Source organism: Pseudomonas sp. EggHat1, assembly GCF_014892995.1.
Lineage (GTDB): Bacteria > Pseudomonadota > Gammaproteobacteria > Pseudomonadales > Pseudomonadaceae > Aquipseudomonas > Aquipseudomonas chaetocerotis.
Genome location: NZ_JACKQK010000004.1, coordinates 324,088 through 341,519 on the forward strand (window position 1 = coordinate 324,088; position 17,432 = coordinate 341,519).

Sequence of the window (17,432 nt, forward strand, 5' to 3'; positions counted from 1 at the left end):
GTGGAAATGCCCGCAAGCTTACTCCGACTTGCTCACTTTTCCTTGATCTGCGGCAGCTACCTTGGGCGCATCCTTGAGCTCCGGCTTGGCCGGTTGGCTGTACTTGGCGATCAGGCCCTGCATGGTGTCACGCGAAGTCAGGAGGATTTCCACACGGCGGTTGAGCGCACGGCCAGCGGCGCTGTCATTGGCAGCACGCGGCATATCGGAGCCCAGGCCCATGACCTGCAGGCGATTCTGCTTGAGGCCGCTGAGACGGAAGATGGACGTCACGGCGCGCGCGCGCTGCTGGCTCAGGTCACGGTTGAGCGCAGCATTGCCGCTGCTATCGGCATGGCCAAGAACCACCACCGCGATGTCTTCATCGGTTTCCAGCAATTTGGCCACGCGGGTGATCGGCCCCAGGCTGGCTGGCACCAGCATGTGCGGCCGATCAGGATTGAAGGAGCTCTGCACCGGCGCAGTCACCACCAACAGATTCTCACGACGCTCGAACTCGAACTGACTACCCTTGACCGCTTCACGCAGTTTTGGCTCGTATTCGTCGAGCCAGGCGCGGGTTACCTGAGGCGGCGGCATAACCGCCGGTTTGGCGGCTTCCTTCTTTTCCGAGCCGGCACAGCCAGCCATCAGCAGGCAGCAGGTAAAGGCAAAAATCTTGTTGGCGCGCATGTAGCCCCCGAGGTCAAACAGATCTAATGGTCGATTCGTTATCAGGCTGTTGAAAAACTACCTGCGTTGCCATTGCTGCGTTAAAAACAGGCTCAAAATGCTCATTTACAGCTCGTAAACTCCGCTTTTTCGCCCGTTTTTGCCTTGCACTGGCTGCCTCGCCTACGTTTTTCAACGGCCTGTTATGGTTGGTACTGAACGGTTGGCGCAAGTTTAGCCGTTTCAATCAGATACAGTCCGCAATCTGGCGCGCAAGTTTCTGCGCGCGGGGGTCCATCAAGACGAACGGTCCTAGATTGTTGGTGACGAAGCCGAATGCCAGGTCCCGTTCCGGGTCGGCAAAGCCACTGGAACCACCGGCACCGGGATGACCGAAGGCTTTTGCCCCCATACCATAGGTGGCGTTGGCCACATCAGCTTGATCGAGCATGCAGCCCAGACCGAAACGCGTGCGGGTCAGCAGGGTCTTGTCTTCACCGACACTGTGCTCACGGGTCATTTCGCCCAGCAGGTCGGCATCGAGCAGGCTGCCGTCGAGCAGACCGGCATAGAAGCCCGCCAGGCTGCGCGCGTTGCCGTGCCCATTGGCGGCTGGTTGCTGCATGCGCCGCCACTCGGGCTTGTTGGTACTGGTCATGATCGACGGCGGATTGGTGAACGAGCGTGTGCTCATGGCAGTGGCATCGCTCATCATCACCTTGAGCAGGCGCTGCGCTGCGGCGTCGCCGAGATTGCCCTTGCCGCGAGCGATATGGGCGACGCGCTCGAACTCGCTGTCAGCCAGGCCGACATGGAAATCCAGCCCCAGTGGCCTGGTGATGCGGGCGGCGATGCTCTCGCCCGGACCACGGCCTTCGACACGACGAATCAGCTCACCGATCAGCCAGCCATAGGTAATGGGCGCGTAGCCATGACCATCGCCCAGCGGCCACCAGGGTTCTTCAGCTGCCAGCGCGCAGGTCATGGTTTGCCAGTCGTACAGCGCCTCGGCAGGCAGTGTCTGGCGCAACGCAGGCAACCCTGCCTGGTGGCAGAGCATATGACGCACGCTGATGCGCTGCTTACCGGCTGCTGCGAACTCAGGCCAGTAGCGCGCAACCGGGGCATCCAGATCGAGCTTGCCTTCGCCCACCAGTTGCAGAGCGACGACGGCAGCGAAGGGTTTGGTGCAGGAGAACAGATTGGCGATGGTGTCGCTGTGCCAGGCCTGCTGGCCGTCCTTGTCCATGACCCCGGCCCACAGGTCGAGCACGGTTTCCCCGCCGACCTTCACGCACAGGGCCGCGCCCCGCTCCTGCGCGTCATCGAACAAAGCGGCGAATGCGTCCCTCACCGTCTCGAAGCGCAAGTCGAAATAGCCCTGAATCTGCACGCTGTTCTCCCGTGTCACCGCTTGGCCAGATGCTGCCGACAATGGCAGCCGCCTATCATGCAATGTTCTGAAACTTCATAAAATAGCGATCTTCGATTGGTTTTTTCTATGCTGAAAAAAGCGCGGCCTGGTATGAGCGATGACCTTGCCTCCCGTGTCAGACCGGCAAACGCCGGCTCCAGGGGCAGGCGTGATCATCGCGCGGCCCTGGATTCGATGCTCGGCACAGGAGAAACGAGTGCTCTACCTACTGTCCCTGCTCGCCATGGCTGCCATCATGGCACCCGGCCTGACGCGTCTGCTGGGCGCTCGCACGGGTTGGCTGCTGATGCTGGCGCCGCTGGTGGCCTTCATCTGGTTCGTGCAACAGATTCCGCTGATAGCCGGCGGCGACAGCGTGATGCAGAGCCTGAGCTGGATTCCGGCGCTGGGCATCAACCTGAGCCTGCGCCTGGACGGTCTCTCGCTACTGTTCGCGCTGCTGATCAGCGGCATCGGCAGTCTGATCGTGCTGTACTCCGGCAGCTATCTGTCCAGCCACGCCCACCTCGGCCGCTTTCACGCCTACCTGCTGGTGTTCATGCTGGCGATGCTCGGCCTGGTGCTGGCCGACGACCTGGTGGCGATGTTCGTGTTCTGGGAGCTGACCAGTATCGCCTCCTTTCTGCTGATCAGTTTTCAACACGACAAAGCAGTATCGCGCCGCGCGGCATTGCAGGCGCTGCTGATCACCGGCGGCGGTGGCCTGGCGCTGCTGGCAGGGCTGATCCTGCTCGGTGGCGCGACGGGTAACTGGCAGTTCTCCAACCTCAGCGCCGAGCAGATCGAAGGCCATGTGCTGCTGCCGGCGATCATTGCCCTGGTTCTGCTGGGCTGCTTCACCAAATCGGCGCAGGTGCCCTTCCATCTGTGGCTACCCAACGCGATGAACGCGCCGACGCCAGTGTCGGCCTATCTGCACTCGGCGACCATGGTCAAGGCCGGCATCTACCTGCTGGCTCGTCTCAACCCGGTACTCGGTGGCTCCGTCGGCTGGGGCACCCTGCTGATCACCTTCGGCGCCGCCACTGCGGTGCTCGGCGCCTTCCTGGCCTTCCGCCAGACCGATCTCAAGCGCTTGCTGGCCTACACCACGGTCACCGTGCTGGGCCAGCTGACCATGCTGATCGGCACCAACACCAGCTATGGCCTGCAGGCGTTCGTGCTCTATCTGGTGGCGCATTCCCTCTATAAAGGTGCGCTGTTCATGGCGGTCGGCGCCATCGACCACGCCACGGGCACTCGCGAGCTGGCGCGCCTGGGCGGTTTGATCCGCTTCATGCCGATGACTGGCGCGGCGGTGGCCCTGGCAGCATTCTCCAATGCCGGGCTACCGCCGTTCTTCGGCTTCATCGCCAAGGAGTTCAAGTACACCGGCCTGATCGAGATGGGTCATATCGGCTGGGCGGTGACGCTGGTGATGATTCTCACCAACGCCCTGCTCTTCGCTGCTGCCGGCCTGGTATTTGTGCAGACCTTCCTCGGCAAGCGCGGCGACTATCCGCGCACGCCACATGAAGTTGGTTTACCGATGTGGCTGGGACCGATGCTGCTGGCCATCGGCGGTTTCCTGCTCGGCGCCTGGAATGCCTGGCCGGAAACCTGGCTGGTGAATAACGCGGTGCAGGCAGTGGCGCGCGGCCCGGTGGATGTGCACCTGTACCTGTGGGGCGGCATTACCCCTGCGCTGCTGGCCAGCTTGCTGACCGTATCACTGGGCGTGCTGTTCTACGTGATGCGCGACCGCGTCAGGCGGCTGCTCGATCGCGCCAACGCAGCCTGGAACGTCAGTGGCGACCTGATCTGGGATCGTCTGCTCAAACGCGTGTTCCACTTCGCCGGGCTGCTTGCCGCCCGCTTCCAGCACGGCTCGCTGCGTCAGCATCTGGTACTGCTGGCCCTGGCGGTCGGCGGCCTGTTGGCGGTAGGCCTGGTGCCTGCTCTGCCGCAACTGCTGCAGGCCAGCTACAGCCCGATCTCGCCACTGGGTCTGGCCGGCTGCCTGTTGGCACTGGCTGGCGGCGTGGCAGCGGCGTTCCTGCCCGGCCGGCTTACCTTGCTGGCGGCACTGGGTGCCTGCGGCCTGGGCCTGGCGCTGGTGTTCGTCTCGGTCAATGCACCGGACGTGGCGATGACCCAGCTGATGGTGGAAACCCTCAGCCTGATCTTCCTGGCCCTGGTGTTTCGCAAGATGCCCACGGTGCCAGCCAGCGGCGCACGCGCCCCGTGGAAGCGCCGCCTGCACGCCAGTGTGGCGATCCTTTTCGGTCTCAGCGTGGCCGGCGCCCTGCTGCTGGCGGTAAGCCTGCCACTGCCGGGCGAAATCGCGCAGTGGTATCAGGCCAACAGCCTGCCGGGCGGTCACGGGCATAACGTGGTCAACGTCATCCTGGTGGACTTCCGCGCTTTCGATACCCTGGGCGAGATCCTCGTGGTCGCTCTCTCTGCCCTGGCGGCGGCCAGCCTGCTGAGCACCGGTCGGCGCTTCGGTAACGAGCATAGCGGTGAAGATGCCTTCACCTCGCCGCTGCTGCGCCAGGGCCTGCGCCCACTGGCCTGGCTGATGCTGGCCGCCTCGCTACTAGTGCTGTGGCGCGGCCACAACCTGCCTGGTGGTGGTTTCATTGGCGGCTTGGTGGCGGCCTGCGGCCTGATCCTGCTGGTGCTGACCTACGGCCACGGGCAGATTCGCCGAGTGCTGCCCATTGCGCCTGCGCAACTGATCGGTATCGGCCTGGGCTGCGCGGCGGGTGCAGGCATTCTTGGCCTGATCGCGGGCAACGCATTTCTGACCGGCCTGTGGACCTTCCCCGGCGGGCTGCCGCTGGGCACGCCCTTGCTCTTCGATGTTGGCGTATTCCTCACCGTGTTCGGCTCTGCCATGCACATGATCGACAAGCTGACGGGAGTTCGCCAGTAATGGAATGGTTAGCCGCAATCACGACCGGAGGCCTGGCGGGTCTGGGCCTGTGGATGCTTCTGGACCGCAACCTCAAGCGCGTCGTGCTGGGCGTAGTGGTCCTGGGTAACGCTATCAACCTGGGGGTGCTCACCGCCGGACGTTTCTTCGGCGAGCGCCCGGCATTCGTCGAGGCTGGCAACGCTGCCAGCACCGCCAACCCGCTGCCGCAGGCACTGGTGCTGACCGCGATCGTCATCGGTTTCAGCCTGTTCATCTTTGCCCTGGCGCTGCTCAAGCGCACCCGCGAACTGCATGGCGACAAGACCACCGACTCGGTCAGTTCGATCACCGAACAACCGGCGCCGGACTGGCACGACAGCGAGCATGAACACGACGCCAATGGTGCGGAGGCTCGCCGATGAATCACGCGTTACTCGTTGCGCCGATCCTCGTGCCCCTGTGCAGTCTGCTGCTGGCGATCATCCTGCGCCGCCACCTGCTGGCCGTGCGCGTGCTCAGTCTTAGTGGCACAGCCCTGCTGCTGACTGTCGGCCTGGTGTTGGTCTGGCAGGCCGCGCAGGGCGTCGTGCTCAGCGGTCAGGTGGGCAACTGGCAGGCGCCGTTCGGCATCAGCCTGGTGATTGATCGACTGTCGGCGGTGATGATCGCCATCAGTGCCCTGGTCGCGCTGGTCACCCTGCTCTATGGCGTGGCCAAGGACAACGACAGCACGATCGGCCGCGACTTCCACCTGTTCATCCAGGGCCTGCTGACGGGCATCTGCGGCGCCTTCATCACCGCCGACATCTTCAACCTGTACGTCTGGTTCGAGGTGCTGCTGATCGCCTCCTTCGCCCTGATGGCGCTCGGCGGCGGCAGCCGCCGGCTGGCCGGCAGCATGACCTACGTGGCCCTCAACCTGTTCGCCACGTTGATCTTCCTGCTCTCCGCCGGCCTGGTCTACGGCGCCAGCGGCACGCTGAACATGGGTGAACTGGCGGTGATCATGCGCAGCGGTGAGGCGCCACCGGGCGTGACGCCGGCGCTGCTGCTGATGCTGCTGTCATTCGCCATAAAAGCCGCGCTGTTCCCTGTATTCGGCTGGCTGCCGGCCACCTACCACGTTGCCCTGACAGCGGTTTCGGCGATGTTTGCAGGGCTCTTGACCAAGGTCGGCGTGTACGCGCTGATCCGCATGGTGACCCTGCTCTGGCCGGAGTACGGCCTGCCGCATCAACTGCTGCTGTGGGTCGCCTGTGCCACCATGCTGGTGGGCGTGCTGGGTGCGGCGGCGCAGACCGAGGTACGGCGCATCCTGTCGTTCCACATTGTCAGCCAGGTCGGCTACATGATCCTCGGCCTGGCCCTGGCCACCCCGCTGGCGCTGGCCGGCGCGGTGTTCTACCTGATCCACCATATCGTGGTGAAGGCCAACCTGTTCTTCATCGGCGGCCTGGCGGCACGCATCTGCGGCTCCGAGCGCCTGGCCGACATGGGCGGGCTTTACAAGCGCATGCCCTGGCTGGCACTGCTGTTCGCCATTCCCGCGCTGTCGCTGGCGGGCATTCCGCCGCTGTCCGGTTTCTGGGCCAAATTCCTGCTGGTCAAGGCCAGCCTGGATGCCGCTGCCTGGTGGGCGGCGGGCATCGCCCTGCTGACCGGCGTGTTCACTCTGCTGTCGATGAACAAGATCTGGAACGAAGCCTTTCTCAAGCCTCATCCAGAAGGTGAAGAGGCGCTGCAAGCGGTTACCGGCATACGCGCGGCCTGGCTGGGGATGAGTGCCCTGGCGCTGCTGACCGTGCTGATCGGCCTGGGCGCCGGCCCGCTGATCGACTACGCCGTGGCTGCAGCAGCGCAGCTCGCCGACCCGCAGGCCTATCTGCAACCCTTTACCGGCGCAGGAGGTATCTGATGCTGTTTCTCATCCATTTGCTGGCCAGCGCTGGCCTGGCCTGGAGCCTCGGTGCCGGTCATCTGGGCGGCGCTCTGCTGGCCTTCGCCCTGCTCTACCTGAGCGCTCGCCTGCTGGGGTTGGCAGTCCAGCGTCTGGGCCGTTACGCACGCAGCCTGGAGCATGGCGTCAGTTTCTGCCTGTGGTTCATCGCCCAGGTGTTTCTTGCAACCTACCAGGTCGCCACGCTGATACTGGCGCGCCGGGTCGAGGTGGAACCGGCAGTGCTGGCCTACCCGGTGACCCGCCGGGAAGCGGACAAGGTCACCCTGCTCGGCACGCTGCTGACCCTGACCCCCGGCACCCTGGCCCTGGACTATGACGAGGAGCAAGGCCTGCTCTATATCCATACCCTCGATGTCCGTCGCCGTGAGGACGTGACCGACATCCTCATCGAGCTGGAACGCCGTCTGCTGGCCTGGCTCGACGCCGGCAAAGCCGAAGGAGCAACGCCATGACCCTGCACCTGGCCGGAGCAGCCTGGGTATTGCCCTTGGCTGCTGCCTTGCTCGCACTGAGCGGTTTGATCACGCTGTATCGCCTGTTACGTGGGCCGAGTCGCCCGGATCGCGCGGTGGCCATCGACGCCCTCACCCTGCTGGCGGTCGCTGCCATGGCGCTGCTGTGCCTGATGCGCGGCGAAGCACTGTTCGTCGACGTCGCCGTGCTGCTGGCACTGGTGTCGTTTCTCGGCACGGCGGCCTTTGCCTTCCTGTTCGATGACGCCCATAGCCAGATGCCGGAAAAAAGCGAGGAGCGCCCATGAACGAAGTACAAGCCTGGCTCGCTTCGCTGCTGGTATTGAGCGGTGCGGTGATCTCTCTGCTCGGCGCAATTGGCGTACTGCGCCTACCCGATAGCTACAGCCGCATGCACGCGGCAAGCAAGGCCGGCGTGCTCGGCGCCGTATTGCTACTTGGCGCAGTGGCCTTGGCCAGCAGTGGCGAACTGGCGCTGGAGGCCTTTATCGGCCTGCTGATTCTGCTGGCCAGCGCCCCGCTGGCCGCTCACGCCATCGCCCGCGCCGCTCACCGCGCCGGCATTCGGCCGACGCTGGGGCGGTTGGGCGATGAGCTGGAGCAACGCAACAGGGGTGGCGAATAGGCTCGATCAGTCGATCTGCCGACGGAATGGAGGCAACGCGTTGAGAATCGCCTTGCCATAGCGCTGGGTGACCACACGCCGATCCAGCAGCGTGATGGTGCCGCGATCGGCCTCGGTGCGCAGCAGGCGACCACAGGCTTGCACAAGACGTAGCGAAGCGTCCGGCACGGCGATCTCCATGAACGGATTGCCACCGCGTGCCTCGATCCATTCGGCCAGCGCCGCCTCCACCGGGTCGTCCGGCACGGCGAAGGGAATCTTGGCGATCACCACGTGTTCGCAATAAGCGCCGGGGAGATCAACGCCCTCGGCAAAACTGGCCAGGCCGAACAGCACGCTTTCCTCACCTGAATCGACGCGCGCCTTGTGCTTGTTCAGGGTCTCCTGCTTGGACAGGTTGCCCTGAATGAACACGCGCTTGCGCCAGTCGCGATCGAGGCCGTCGAACACGTCCTGCATCTGCTTGCGCGACGAGAACAGCACCAGCGTACCGCGACTGCCTGCCACCAGGCCCGGCAACTCACGAATGATGGCCGCCGTATGCACCGCTGCCTCACGCGGATCAGCCTTGAGATCAGGCACGCGCAGCAGGCCTGCGTCGGCATGGTGGAAGGGGCTCGGCACGATGGCGGCGACCGCCACCTTGGGCAGCCCGGCACGCATGCGATAGCGGTCGAAGGTACCCAGCGCAGTCAGCGTGGCGGAAGTCACCAGGGCGCCGTGGGCGACGTTCCACAGGTTGCGGCGCAAGGTCTCGGCCGCCAGGATCGGGCTGGCGTTGACCTCGATGTCGAACAGCGCACCGCTCTCGGCCAGGGTCAACCAGCGCGCCATGGGCGGGCTTTCCTCAGGGTCTTCGGCGGTGAAGGCCAGCCACAGCTCCCAGTTGCCCTTGGCGCGCGCCATCAGGCTACCGAACAGCGGGTACCACTCCTCGGCCTGGTGGCTGGCGATGCCCACCGCGCCCTCGCCATCCATCGCTTCCTTGAGCAGCTCGGTAACGCCGGTGAACAGATCGTTGAGCTTGGAAAAACCCTTCTTCAACTCCAGACCCAGCTCGGTCAGGTGCTCCGGTACCACACCACCGACGAAGCGGTGACGCGGACGCTCGCGGCCTTCCATGTCTTCACCGGCCTTGAAGTCGGCGATCTGCTCGCAGGCGGCGAACATGAACTGTTGCTGGGTTTTCAGCTCGCGGGCCAGTTCCGGCACCTGCTCGATCAGCCGCCCGAGATCGCCTGGCAGCGGGTTCTGCGCCAGCAGCTTGGTCAGATTCTTGTCGATCTGGGTCAGCCAGTCGGCGGTCGAGCGCAGGCGGGTGAAATGGGCGAAGTGGCCGATGGCCTTGTCCGGCAGGTGATGGCCTTCGTCGAACACATAGATGGTTTCGCGCGGGTCGGGCAGCACCGCGCCGCCGCCGAGTGCCAGGTCAGCCAGCACCATGTCGTGGTTGGTGACGATCACATCGACCTTACCCATGCCTTCGCGCGCCTTGTAGAAGGCGCACTGCTGGAAGTTCGGGCAGTGGCGATTGGTGCACTGGCTATGATCGGTGGTCAGCTGCGCCCAGCGTACGTCCTCCAGCTCCTCCGGCCAGCTGTCGCGGTCGCCATCCCATTTGTTGCCGGCGAGTTTCTCGATCATCGCGGTGAACAGCTTCTGCCCCTGTTCATCCACATCGATACGAAAGCCTTCCTCCTCGAACAACTGCGCGGTGGCGCTCTGCGCGGCGCCGTCCTGCAGCAGGTGATCGAGTTTGGACAGGCACAGGTAGCGCCCACGCCCCTTGGCCAGGGCGAAGCTGAAATTCAGGCCGCTGTTGCGCAACAGATCCGGCAGATCCTTGTGCACGATCTGTTCCTGCAGCGCCACGGTGGCAGTGGCGATCACCAGACGCTTGCCGGCGGCCTTGGCCGTGGGAATGGTGGCCAAACTGTAGGCCACGGTCTTGCCGGTACCGGTGCCCGCCTCGACCGCTACCACGGCCGGCTCGCCCAGACGCTTGCCTTCGTCATCGGTCTTGATGGTGCCGAGCACCTTGGCGATCTCGGCGATCATCAGCCGCTGGCCATAGCGCGGCTTGAGCGACTTGGCTTCGAGAAAGCGCGAATAGGCGCCCTGGATCTGGGACTTGAGTTCGGTACTGAGCATGGATTCTGAAACGAAAAAGGCTGGATAAATTTTCAGTATTCGCGGAGCGGCCGCTATCATAGCGCGCCTGTCGATCTGGCGCTGACTCGCGTGTCTATCGAATGAACCGAGCTGCCAGACGACCCCTCCGGAGATACCGCATGACCCCCTACGCACCGCTCTACGCACTTCACCTGTTGGCCGCCGTCGTCTGGGTTGGCGGCATGTTCTTCGCCTGGATGATCCTGCGCCCGGCAGCGGTCGAAATACTGGAACCGCCAGCGCGCCTGCGCTTGTGGCTGAGTGTGTTCAGGCGATTTTTCGTCTGGGTCTGGCTGGCGGTAGCGGCCCTGCCACTGAGCGGGCTGGGCATGCTGCACATGAGCTACAGCGGTTTCGACGCCGCGCCGCGCTACGTGCACATCATGATGGGGCTGTATCTGGTGATGCTCGCCCTGTTCCTGCGTATTCAGGCACTGCAGTTGCCGCAACTACGGCGCGCCGTGGAGGCCGAGAACTGGCCTGCAGGCGGCGAAGTGCTGGGGCGGATTCGCAAGGTCGTGGGCAGCAACCTGCTGATCGGCCTGGCACTGATGACACTGGCCGCCATGCGTCCGTCATTCTGATTGATGCGGCTGCCTTGGTTTGCACATGAAAACGAAGGCAGCGACGGTTATCTAGAAACGAAACACCTGCACGGCACCGCTGCGACCCGCTGCACCTTCGCGCCCGGGCTGACCGGGTTTGCCATCGGCCGCACCCTCCACGCCGTAGAGCAAGCAGCCCTTGGCGGCACCGCCACGGCCGGGGCGCCCCGCCGAGCCGGCTGCACCACCCGCGCCGCCGTCGAGCAACACCTGCATGCGTTCGACCTCGACATGGTGCGGCACTTCAAGGACCACCTTGCCACCTGCTGCGCCTTCATGGCCATCGGTACCGTCCTGGCCATCATGGCCGGCACTGGCCTGGCCCCAGGTGCAACCACCTGGCTTGCCATGCGCACCATCGAGCCCGGCATAACCCGGCCTGCCTTGCCCACCCCGTACATCGAGGGTCAGCGATTCGAATGTCAGCTTGTGCAGCTTGAGATTGATTTCCCGCCCAGCAGTAGCCGGCCGAGTGTAAGTACCGGCCGCACCTTTGGCGCTGATCCAGGCGCCCGGACCGATATCAGCATCCTCGACTAGCAGACGCAGCGGCTGATCGCTGGGCGCTACGCCAATACGCGCGTCGCGGCCCATCAGCAACTCGCCAATACGCAACTCGGTCACCGTGGCCGGGATCATCAGAGTCGCCTGGTCCGCCACCTCCAGCCGCTCGAGCTGCAGACTGCTACTGGCGACCGGCAGACGCATCAAGGTATTGGGCGACACCTTGACCTGCGTAGCGGCCAACGACGTACCTGCGAACAGGCAGAACAACAAAGCGAGACTACGCATGAGCAGCCTCCTCATGCGCTGCAACCAGGCTCTCGCCCGCCCGCTCGGCCGTCAGCGGGTAGAGGTGAAAAATGCCGAATAGCAGGATCTGTACACGATCCAGCCACGGGCTGGCGCGACCGGACAGAAGACCAGAGAACAGCCACAACTGCGCCCCATGCAGCAGCGCAAGAAAGGCCCCGAGCAGATAGACGAGTTGCTCGAACGGTGCACCAAAACGCTTGGCAAGCGCCGCCCCGAATACCAACCAGAAGGCCAAGGCCAGCGCCTTGCCCACCCACAATAATGCTTTCATCCCCGCCCTCTTGCTCTGGTTTTTCTAATAGCGCAGCACGTTAACCGGTCGCGGCGCTGACCACCAGAGCGCGGGATTATTTTCCATGACTTCACCTGTCGCCCGCCGCAGAAGCGACGCCCCCAGGTCTGCGATGACCTGTGGGGCGCCCCTTCGCTTCAACGGGAAACGTACAACTCGACGCGGCGGTTCTGTGCGCGGCCAGCATCGCTGCCATTGTCCGCCACCGGCTGGCTCTCACCACGGCCTTCCGTGCTGAGCTTGCCGGCTGGCACACCTTGGGCGACGAGGAAGTCGGCAACACTGCGTGCACGGCGTTCGGACAATGCCTGGTTATAGGTATCAGAACCGACACTATCGGTATGTCCGACGACCTTGACTGCGATCAGACTGGCGCCGGTCAGACGGGTACTGACATCGGCAAGCAAGCGCCGCGCCTCACCCGTCAGCTCGGCTGAGTCGAACGCGAACAGTACATTTCCCAGATCGCTGAGTACGATGACCTCATCCTGCATCTGCTGCTCCATCGCCGGCTCGGCCGCAACGCTGACGGGGTACTGCGGCAAAGGGCAGCCGTTATGGCCTACAACAGTACCCGCTGGCGTATCGGGGCAGCGATCACGGCGGTCGAACACAGCGTCGCCATCTTCGTCGCCGTCCTGCGCGTAACAGATGACGGTGCCCAGCAGAGCGCCGGCTACCGCACCGCCTGCTGCCCAGGTGGAACTTTCGATTGCGCCGAGGCCGCCACCGGCCAAAGCTCCAATCGCACTGCACAGGGGCCAGTTCCCCTGGTTGAGCGGCGCGTCTCCCGTACTGGAAGTCGTGGCACAACCCGAGAGAACACTGCTGACCAGGAGAAAGGGTAAAACCCTCGAAAGCTGGATTCTCATGGCGGTGTCTCCTGTGATACCGGCATGTGGCCGGTATCACAGGAGTTAAGACGGCAGCAGGATTTCATACAAGAAAAGGCCCGACCGATGGAAATCGGTCGGGCCTTCGCGGGTGACAACTGACGTGGCTTGGAAGAAGCGCCTTACGGCTGAGCTTCGACCTCGGCTTCTACGCGACGGTTGATGGCACGACCATCGGCAGTGGCGTTGTCGGCAACCGGGCGGCTCTCGCCATAACCCACTGCCTGCACGCGGCCGGACTCTACACCGTACTGGTTGACCAGAACTTCACGCACGGCACTGGCGCGGCGCTCGGACAGACCCTGGTTGTAAGCATCGCTGCCCACGGAGTCAGTGTGACCTTCAACCACAGTGCTGGTCTGCGGGTACTGTTTCATGAAGTCGGCCAGGGCTTTGATATCGCCATAGCTTTCCTGCTTGACCTGAGCCTTGTCGAAGTCGAACTTGACGTCCAGCTCGACACGAACGGCCTCGGCCGGTTCGGCAACGACAACCTCCTCGACAACGACTTCTTCGACGACAGCAACCTGCTGCTCTTCGGCACCGTGTACCCAGCAGTAGGCGGCAGCCATACCGGCACCCACCAGTGCACCACCACCCGCCCAGGAAGAACTTTCGATTGCCCCTAACGCCGCACCACCAACACCGCCTACAGCTGCGCAGGTGGGCCAGTCGGTTTTCTGCAGGCCGGCGCAACCGGTCAGCAAGGTGCTAGCCAGAATCAGGGGTACTGCGTTCCTTGTGATACTCATACTTTAGGTCTCCAATGTTCATCGGCGCATAACCGACTCGATAGTAGTAAAGACAGGAGTTGTACAATCCGCCAGCTATAGCAGCTTCTGCGGATAATTTTCTCTCACTCTAGGCCTGATAACGACACCACGTTAGTCTTTGCAGACTTTTCGAGGAAGTTCGATGACCGCCAGCCTTAGCACCCGTACTCCACAGCAAGCCATTGCGGCACTGCTTGCACGCTATACCCCCGAGAAACTGCTGTTACTCGGGGCGAGCGAACTACCCGCAGTCAGCGCCTTTCACAGCGCCCACCCGCAGTGTCAGGTCACCACCGCACCAGCTGCTCCCCTGGCGCCTGAACTGGCCGCACAGCGCTTCGACCTGGCAATTCTGGTCGACTGTCTGGAGCACTTACCCAAACGCGATGGACTGCAGCTACTGGGTGGCATTCGCAACCTCAACGCCAGCCGGGTCGCCGTATTGCTCGACCTCAAGGCAGGTGATTGGCAGGAAACCGACTTTTTCGCCCTGGCCATGCAAGCCAGTGAACAGTTCAAGCGCGAGGGACAGACCCTGCATCTGTTCACCTATGATCTGCTCGATTACAAGCAAGTTCCCGACTGGTTGAACGCGAAGTTCTGGGCAAACCCGGAAAATTTCGGCAAATACTGGTGGTAGAACGATGAACCCTCTCGATCCCAACTGCCCCTGCGGCAGCGGCAACCTGCTGAGCCAGTGCTGCGGTCACTATCACGCAGGTACCCACGCACCCAGCGCGGAATTATTGATGCGTTCGCGCTACACCGCTTATGTACTGGGCCTGGTGGATTATCTGGTAACCACCACTTTGCCCGCCCAGCAACAGGCCCTCGACCGCGACGCGATGGCCGCCTGGAGCGCGCAAAGCACCTGGCTGGGCCTGGAAATCGAGGGTAGCGAGGTATTCGGCGGCCAGCCGGAGCACGCCCAGGTCACTTTCGTCGCCCGTTGGCACGATGACAACGGCGAACATCGTCACCGCGAATGCTCCGCTTTCGTTCAGGTGAACGGGCGCTGGTTCTTCCTCGACCCGACCGCACCACTGAAGGCCGGACGCAATGACCCTTGCCCCTGCCAGGGCGGGCAGAAGTTCAAGAAGTGCTGTGCGCCCTACCTGAATGGCTGATTGGCGTTAATCCTGCTTTCTGCTTGAGTTGATACGTCCCGCGAGGACACTCAACAAGGAGAAAGTCATGCACAAGAAAAGTGGTATCGCTCTTATCCTGGCCAGCCTGCTTTTGGGCTGCGCCAACCAGCCCGATGGGCTGCAAGGGGAAACGCTGGACCTGGGCGACAGCCAGCGCGTCAGCCGACTGTTCGCCTACCCGAACAACTGCAGCGTGATCTGCTACCGCGACTGGACGCTGGAACAGACGGTCGAACACTACCTGCAACAGAGCCTGACGCGCGATGGTTACCCCCAGGCCAGCGTGCGCGTAACACGCAACGGGGAACGCATTCATGCCAATTTCGACGGCACGCCAAAGGATTACGGCAAACCCCTGCTGCAATTGCTCGATGCCGGTGACCTGGCCTATCAGGGCGCCAGTCAGCTGAATCGTGACGGCAAATGGCAGTACAACTGGTACTTCTTCCTGCCCCTGGGCATGGCTCTGGAGAACCGCAAGAGCGTCGAGCTGCTGCATTTCCCACCGGACTACTCACTGACTCAGGCTCAGGATTATCTGCGTTCGAGCACCACCGATCGCTGGGCCTCGCTGCTCGGTTTCAATGGTGTAGAGGCGGAACACACCCCCGCCTACCAGACCATCATCGACATCGCCCCCATCGCCGCCCCGGCCAGTGCCGGCAGCGCATTGCAGGGCGTGTACGGCTACTTCAACAGCTATCAGCGGCGCATGGTCAGCGAACTCAGTGCCGGTCCGAACGATGCCAGCCTGCCGATGGTCGCCTTCGGCAGCCCGGTGCGCAGTTGGATCAAGCAACAGTACGGCGTCAATCTGCCGGTGCTGGGGCTCGGCCAGATCGATGCAGCCCCCGGCCAGCAGGTCTACGTGCTCGGCGCCAATCATCCCAGCTACATCTGGTATGCGGCCGACCCGGCCAACAACAAGGGCAACAAGGATGCTGCCAACGCAGCCGGAATCAAGGTCATGGGACAGGACTTGAGCGCCGCCTGCTGGCAGGCCGGCATGGGCCAACAGCCGACAAGTGATCCGCAGCAGACGCTCAATACCTGCACCGAAAAATGGCAGGTAACGGGGAAGCTGCAAACCTGCGAACTGTTCTTCACCAGCGTGCGCAACCTCAAGCCCGAGGAAGCCGCAGCCGCGTGCAAGGCGGGTTAGCTGCCCTGAACGCAAAAACGCCGTGGCTGCAGGCTCAACTCACGGCGTTTCAAACCAGGCGACTGAATGCTCAGTCCTGCAGCTTCAGGTGCGATGTATCCGGTGCAGCCGCCGGAGTCGCAGGCTTGGCTTGCCCCATATCGCTACCGACGGGCGCCAGACTGAACTGCGACAGATCGACCTGTGGTGCTGCAGCGTCGGGCCTGGCGTCCTGCAGATCGCTGCCCACCGGAGCGATATCGAAATCCGGGGCATCTACATCACTGAACGCGGCCATGTACTCATCTCGTGGCGCGACCTGCAGGCGCCCTGGCTTGGCCACAACCCGTGCTGCTGCCGGAGCAGGCTCCGGCTCTACGGGCGGCGGCGGGGCCAGTTCGACCTCCTCGATCAGCACGTCCATATCGACGACTTCGACCCGCGCACCGGCCCGCTCCAGGGTCGCGCGGTACTTCTCCGCCCCGGCGGCGTCGAGGTTGTTCTTGATCACGATGCGGCGCCCGGAGAACAACTGAGCGATGCGCTGAGCATCGGCCTGGAACAGCTTGGCCATATTGGCCTTGACCAGCTCTGGCTGGGCGCCCGGCACCAGTTGCCCGGAGAAGGCGATCTCGTAGCGACTCATGGTCACACTCCTGTCCTATTCGCCGCTCAGTATGGCGCAGGTTCCTTTGCCCTGACACTGCAGGCTTCTCATTCATGCTCTCCCGATCACCAGCATCCCGAAACCGCCACAATATCTCATTGAAAATAATGAGTGCTTCCCCGTTGCAGCCAAGCGCTTGCTTGTTACACTGAGCCGCAATGGGGGTATGAAATGTTTTCTCAGGCGCAAATGATAAGAATTATCAGCCTATTGATGTTTTTTGGCCTGCTTTCAGGCCTGACAGGATGCTCCACCTGGATGACAGGTGGCTTCAAGGACCCGGACGTCCAACTCATCAAAGTTGATGTGGTCAAGGCCAGGCTGCTCGAACAGGAGTTCCGCCTGCGCTTTCGAATCGACAATCCCAACGGCGTCAGCCTGCCGGTGCGTGGGCTGGACTATAACGTCCATCTCAATGGTATCCAGTTGGCCGAAGGCTACTCCAACGAGTGGTTCACCGTGCCCGCCCATGGCCACCACACCTTCGACGTCCCGGTGCGCACCAACCTCTGGCGCCATGTCCGGCAGATCGTCAAGGCACTGGAAAAACCGGACGTGCCGATTCGCTATAGCCTCAAGGGTGAGGTAAAAACCGGCATGTTGTTCGGCCGCAGCGTGCACATGGCGCGTAATGGCGAGATAATTCCCGGCGATTTCATCCCCGAATAACCTGCACGAGTAACACCATGAGCAACCAACCCCACGTCCACGGCCCTGACTGCAACCATGACCACGATCATCACGATCACGGCCATGTGCACGGCCCGCACTGCAACCATGGCCATCAGGAGCCGGTGCGCAACGCGCTGAAGGATGTCGGCCGTAACGATCCTTGCCCATGCGGCAGCGAGAAGAAGTACAAGAAGTGCCACGGCGCCTGAA

Annotated in this window: 19 protein-coding genes and 1 pseudogene; 12 read left to right on the plus strand and 8 right to left on the minus strand. The window is 63.0% G+C overall.

The features are described from left to right. Positions 1-18: 18 nt before the first annotated feature. On the minus strand, positions 19-672 hold the full coding sequence (locus tag INS93_RS09855; protein ID WP_192981339.1) for an OmpA family protein: 654 nt from the start codon (positions 670-672) through the stop codon (positions 19-21). A gap of 226 nt (positions 673-898) precedes the next feature. Continuing rightward, positions 899-2,044 carry a serine hydrolase domain-containing protein gene (locus INS93_RS09860; protein ID WP_192981342.1) on the minus strand — a complete coding sequence of 382 codons (1,146 nt, stop codon included), beginning with the start codon at positions 2,042-2,044 and terminating at the stop codon, positions 899-901. Positions 2,045-2,282: 238 nt separating this feature from the next. Here INS93_RS09860 and mbhE point away from each other — a divergent pair, with 238 nt between their 5' ends. From mbhE to mnhG, 6 genes are read left to right on the plus strand one after another with little or no spacing between them, the layout of a single operon-like run. Beyond that, positions 2,283-5,003: a hydrogen gas-evolving membrane-bound hydrogenase subunit E gene (gene mbhE / locus INS93_RS09865; RefSeq protein ID WP_192981345.1), complete on the plus strand. Its 2,721-nt coding sequence runs from the start codon at positions 2,283-2,285 to the stop codon at positions 5,001-5,003. Then, positions 5,003-5,407 (plus strand): sodium:proton antiporter, encoded by a 405-nt coding sequence (locus tag INS93_RS09870; protein WP_021488444.1) that lies wholly within the window; start codon positions 5,003-5,005, stop codon positions 5,405-5,407. Before mbhE ends, INS93_RS09870 begins: the two co-directional genes overlap by 1 nt. Further along, entirely contained in the window at positions 5,404-6,900 is a 1,497-nt protein-coding gene (locus tag INS93_RS09875; protein WP_192981348.1) for a proton-conducting transporter membrane subunit, read from the plus strand. The genes INS93_RS09870 and INS93_RS09875 overlap by 4 nt, the downstream gene beginning before the upstream one ends. Continuing rightward, complete coding sequence (locus INS93_RS09880; protein ID WP_192981351.1) at positions 6,900-7,397, plus strand: Na+/H+ antiporter subunit E; 498 nt, start codon at positions 6,900-6,902, stop codon at positions 7,395-7,397. Before INS93_RS09875 ends, INS93_RS09880 begins: the two co-directional genes overlap by 1 nt. Then, complete coding sequence (locus INS93_RS09885; RefSeq protein ID WP_160020531.1) at positions 7,394-7,705, plus strand: monovalent cation/H+ antiporter complex subunit F; 312 nt, start codon at positions 7,394-7,396, stop codon at positions 7,703-7,705. Before INS93_RS09880 ends, INS93_RS09885 begins: the two co-directional genes overlap by 4 nt. Further along, positions 7,702-8,043, plus strand: a complete 342-nt coding sequence (gene mnhG, locus INS93_RS09890; protein ID WP_004423812.1) for a monovalent cation/H(+) antiporter subunit G — start codon at positions 7,702-7,704, stop codon at positions 8,041-8,043. Before INS93_RS09885 ends, mnhG begins: the two co-directional genes overlap by 4 nt. Positions 8,044-8,049: 6 nt before the next feature. Here mnhG and dinG read toward each other — a convergent pair whose 3' ends face one another. Next, the gene (dinG, locus tag INS93_RS09895) at positions 8,050-10,194 is read right to left on the minus strand and encodes an ATP-dependent DNA helicase DinG (RefSeq protein WP_192981354.1); all 2,145 of its coding nucleotides are present in this window, start codon (positions 10,192-10,194) and stop codon (positions 8,050-8,052) included. Positions 10,195-10,334: 140 nt separating this feature from the next. On the opposite strand from dinG, the gene INS93_RS09900 reads away from it, so the two are divergent. Further along, on the plus strand, positions 10,335-10,799 hold the full coding sequence (locus tag INS93_RS09900) for a CopD family protein (RefSeq protein WP_160020533.1): 465 nt from the start codon (positions 10,335-10,337) through the stop codon (positions 10,797-10,799). Positions 10,800-10,850: 51 nt separating this feature from the next. Here INS93_RS09900 and INS93_RS09905 read toward each other — a convergent pair whose 3' ends face one another. The 4 genes and pseudogenes from INS93_RS09905 to INS93_RS24680 all read right to left on the minus strand — a co-directional run. Next, positions 10,851-11,612, minus strand: a complete 762-nt coding sequence (locus INS93_RS09905; protein ID WP_192981356.1) for a collagen-like protein — start codon at positions 11,610-11,612, stop codon at positions 10,851-10,853. After that, positions 11,605-11,907, minus strand: a complete 303-nt coding sequence (locus INS93_RS09910) for a DUF1145 domain-containing protein (RefSeq protein WP_192981359.1) — start codon at positions 11,905-11,907, stop codon at positions 11,605-11,607. Before INS93_RS09910 ends, INS93_RS09905 begins: the two co-directional genes overlap by 8 nt. A 158-nt stretch (positions 11,908-12,065) precedes the next feature. After that, a complete protein-coding gene (locus INS93_RS24880; protein WP_192981362.1) occupies positions 12,066-12,800 on the minus strand; it encodes an OmpA family protein in 735 nt (244 codons plus the stop codon). A gap of 143 nt (positions 12,801-12,943) precedes the next feature. Continuing rightward, positions 12,944-13,297: pseudogene (locus tag INS93_RS24680) on the minus strand (OmpA family protein); the annotation flags it as partial. Between the two features lie 439 nt (positions 13,298-13,736). Between INS93_RS24680 and INS93_RS09925 the strand changes: the two are divergent. The 3 genes from INS93_RS09925 to INS93_RS09935 all read left to right on the plus strand — a co-directional run bounded on the left by INS93_RS09925 (position 13,737) and on the right by INS93_RS09935 (position 15,904). Then, entirely contained in the window at positions 13,737-14,234 is a 498-nt protein-coding gene (locus INS93_RS09925; protein ID WP_192981367.1) for a DUF6231 family protein, read from the plus strand. Positions 14,235-14,238: 4 nt separating this feature from the next. Then, entirely contained in the window at positions 14,239-14,721 is a 483-nt protein-coding gene (locus INS93_RS09930) for a YchJ family protein (RefSeq protein WP_192981370.1), read from the plus strand. A 67-nt stretch (positions 14,722-14,788) separates the two neighbouring features. Next, positions 14,789-15,904: a hypothetical protein gene (locus INS93_RS09935; RefSeq protein WP_192981373.1), complete on the plus strand. Its 1,116-nt coding sequence runs from the start codon at positions 14,789-14,791 to the stop codon at positions 15,902-15,904. Between the two features lie 70 nt (positions 15,905-15,974). Here the strand turns inward: INS93_RS09935 and INS93_RS09940 are convergent, their stop codons facing one another. After that, positions 15,975-16,529 carry a hypothetical protein gene (locus tag INS93_RS09940; RefSeq protein WP_192981376.1) on the minus strand — a complete coding sequence of 185 codons (555 nt, stop codon included), beginning with the start codon at positions 16,527-16,529 and terminating at the stop codon, positions 15,975-15,977. A gap of 192 nt (positions 16,530-16,721) precedes the next feature. Between INS93_RS09940 and INS93_RS09945 the strand changes: the two genes are divergently transcribed. Further along, positions 16,722-17,219, plus strand: a complete 498-nt coding sequence (locus INS93_RS09945; protein ID WP_192981378.1) for an LEA type 2 family protein — start codon at positions 16,722-16,724, stop codon at positions 17,217-17,219. 17 nt (positions 17,220-17,236) lie between these two features. Beyond that, positions 17,237-17,431 carry an SEC-C metal-binding domain-containing protein gene (locus tag INS93_RS09950; RefSeq protein WP_017677822.1) on the plus strand — a complete coding sequence of 65 codons (195 nt, stop codon included), beginning with the start codon at positions 17,237-17,239 and terminating at the stop codon, positions 17,429-17,431. The last annotated feature ends 1 nt before the right edge of the window (position 17,432 follow it).

Coding starts and splice junctions, on each gene's coding strand:
- INS93_RS09855 (WP_192981339.1), bottom strand. CDS start 672: ATGCGCGCCAACAAGATTTTTGCCTTTACCTGCTGCCTGCTGATGGCT.
- INS93_RS09870 (WP_021488444.1), top strand. CDS start 5,003: ATGGAATGGTTAGCCGCAATCACGACCGGAGGCCTGGCGGGTCTGGGC.
- INS93_RS09875 (WP_192981348.1), top strand. CDS start 5,404: ATGAATCACGCGTTACTCGTTGCGCCGATCCTCGTGCCCCTGTGCAGT.
- INS93_RS09880 (WP_192981351.1), top strand. CDS start 6,900: ATGCTGTTTCTCATCCATTTGCTGGCCAGCGCTGGCCTGGCCTGGAGC.
- INS93_RS09885 (WP_160020531.1), top strand. CDS start 7,394: ATGACCCTGCACCTGGCCGGAGCAGCCTGGGTATTGCCCTTGGCTGCT.
- mnhG (WP_004423812.1), top strand. CDS start 7,702: ATGAACGAAGTACAAGCCTGGCTCGCTTCGCTGCTGGTATTGAGCGGT.
- dinG (WP_192981354.1), bottom strand. CDS start 10,194: ATGCTCAGTACCGAACTCAAGTCCCAGATCCAGGGCGCCTATTCGCGC.
- INS93_RS09900 (WP_160020533.1), top strand. CDS start 10,335: ATGACCCCCTACGCACCGCTCTACGCACTTCACCTGTTGGCCGCCGTC.
- INS93_RS09905 (WP_192981356.1), bottom strand. CDS start 11,612: ATGCGTAGTCTCGCTTTGTTGTTCTGCCTGTTCGCAGGTACGTCGTTG.
- INS93_RS09910 (WP_192981359.1), bottom strand. CDS start 11,907: ATGAAAGCATTATTGTGGGTGGGCAAGGCGCTGGCCTTGGCCTTCTGG.
- INS93_RS24880 (WP_192981362.1), bottom strand. CDS start 12,800: ATGAGAATCCAGCTTTCGAGGGTTTTACCCTTTCTCCTGGTCAGCAGT.
- INS93_RS09925 (WP_192981367.1), top strand. CDS start 13,737: ATGACCGCCAGCCTTAGCACCCGTACTCCACAGCAAGCCATTGCGGCA.
- INS93_RS09930 (WP_192981370.1), top strand. CDS start 14,239: ATGAACCCTCTCGATCCCAACTGCCCCTGCGGCAGCGGCAACCTGCTG.
- INS93_RS09935 (WP_192981373.1), top strand. CDS start 14,789: ATGCACAAGAAAAGTGGTATCGCTCTTATCCTGGCCAGCCTGCTTTTG.
- INS93_RS09940 (WP_192981376.1), bottom strand. CDS start 16,529: ATGAGTCGCTACGAGATCGCCTTCTCCGGGCAACTGGTGCCGGGCGCC.
- INS93_RS09945 (WP_192981378.1), top strand. CDS start 16,722: ATGTTTTCTCAGGCGCAAATGATAAGAATTATCAGCCTATTGATGTTT.
- INS93_RS09950 (WP_017677822.1), top strand. CDS start 17,237: ATGAGCAACCAACCCCACGTCCACGGCCCTGACTGCAACCATGACCAC.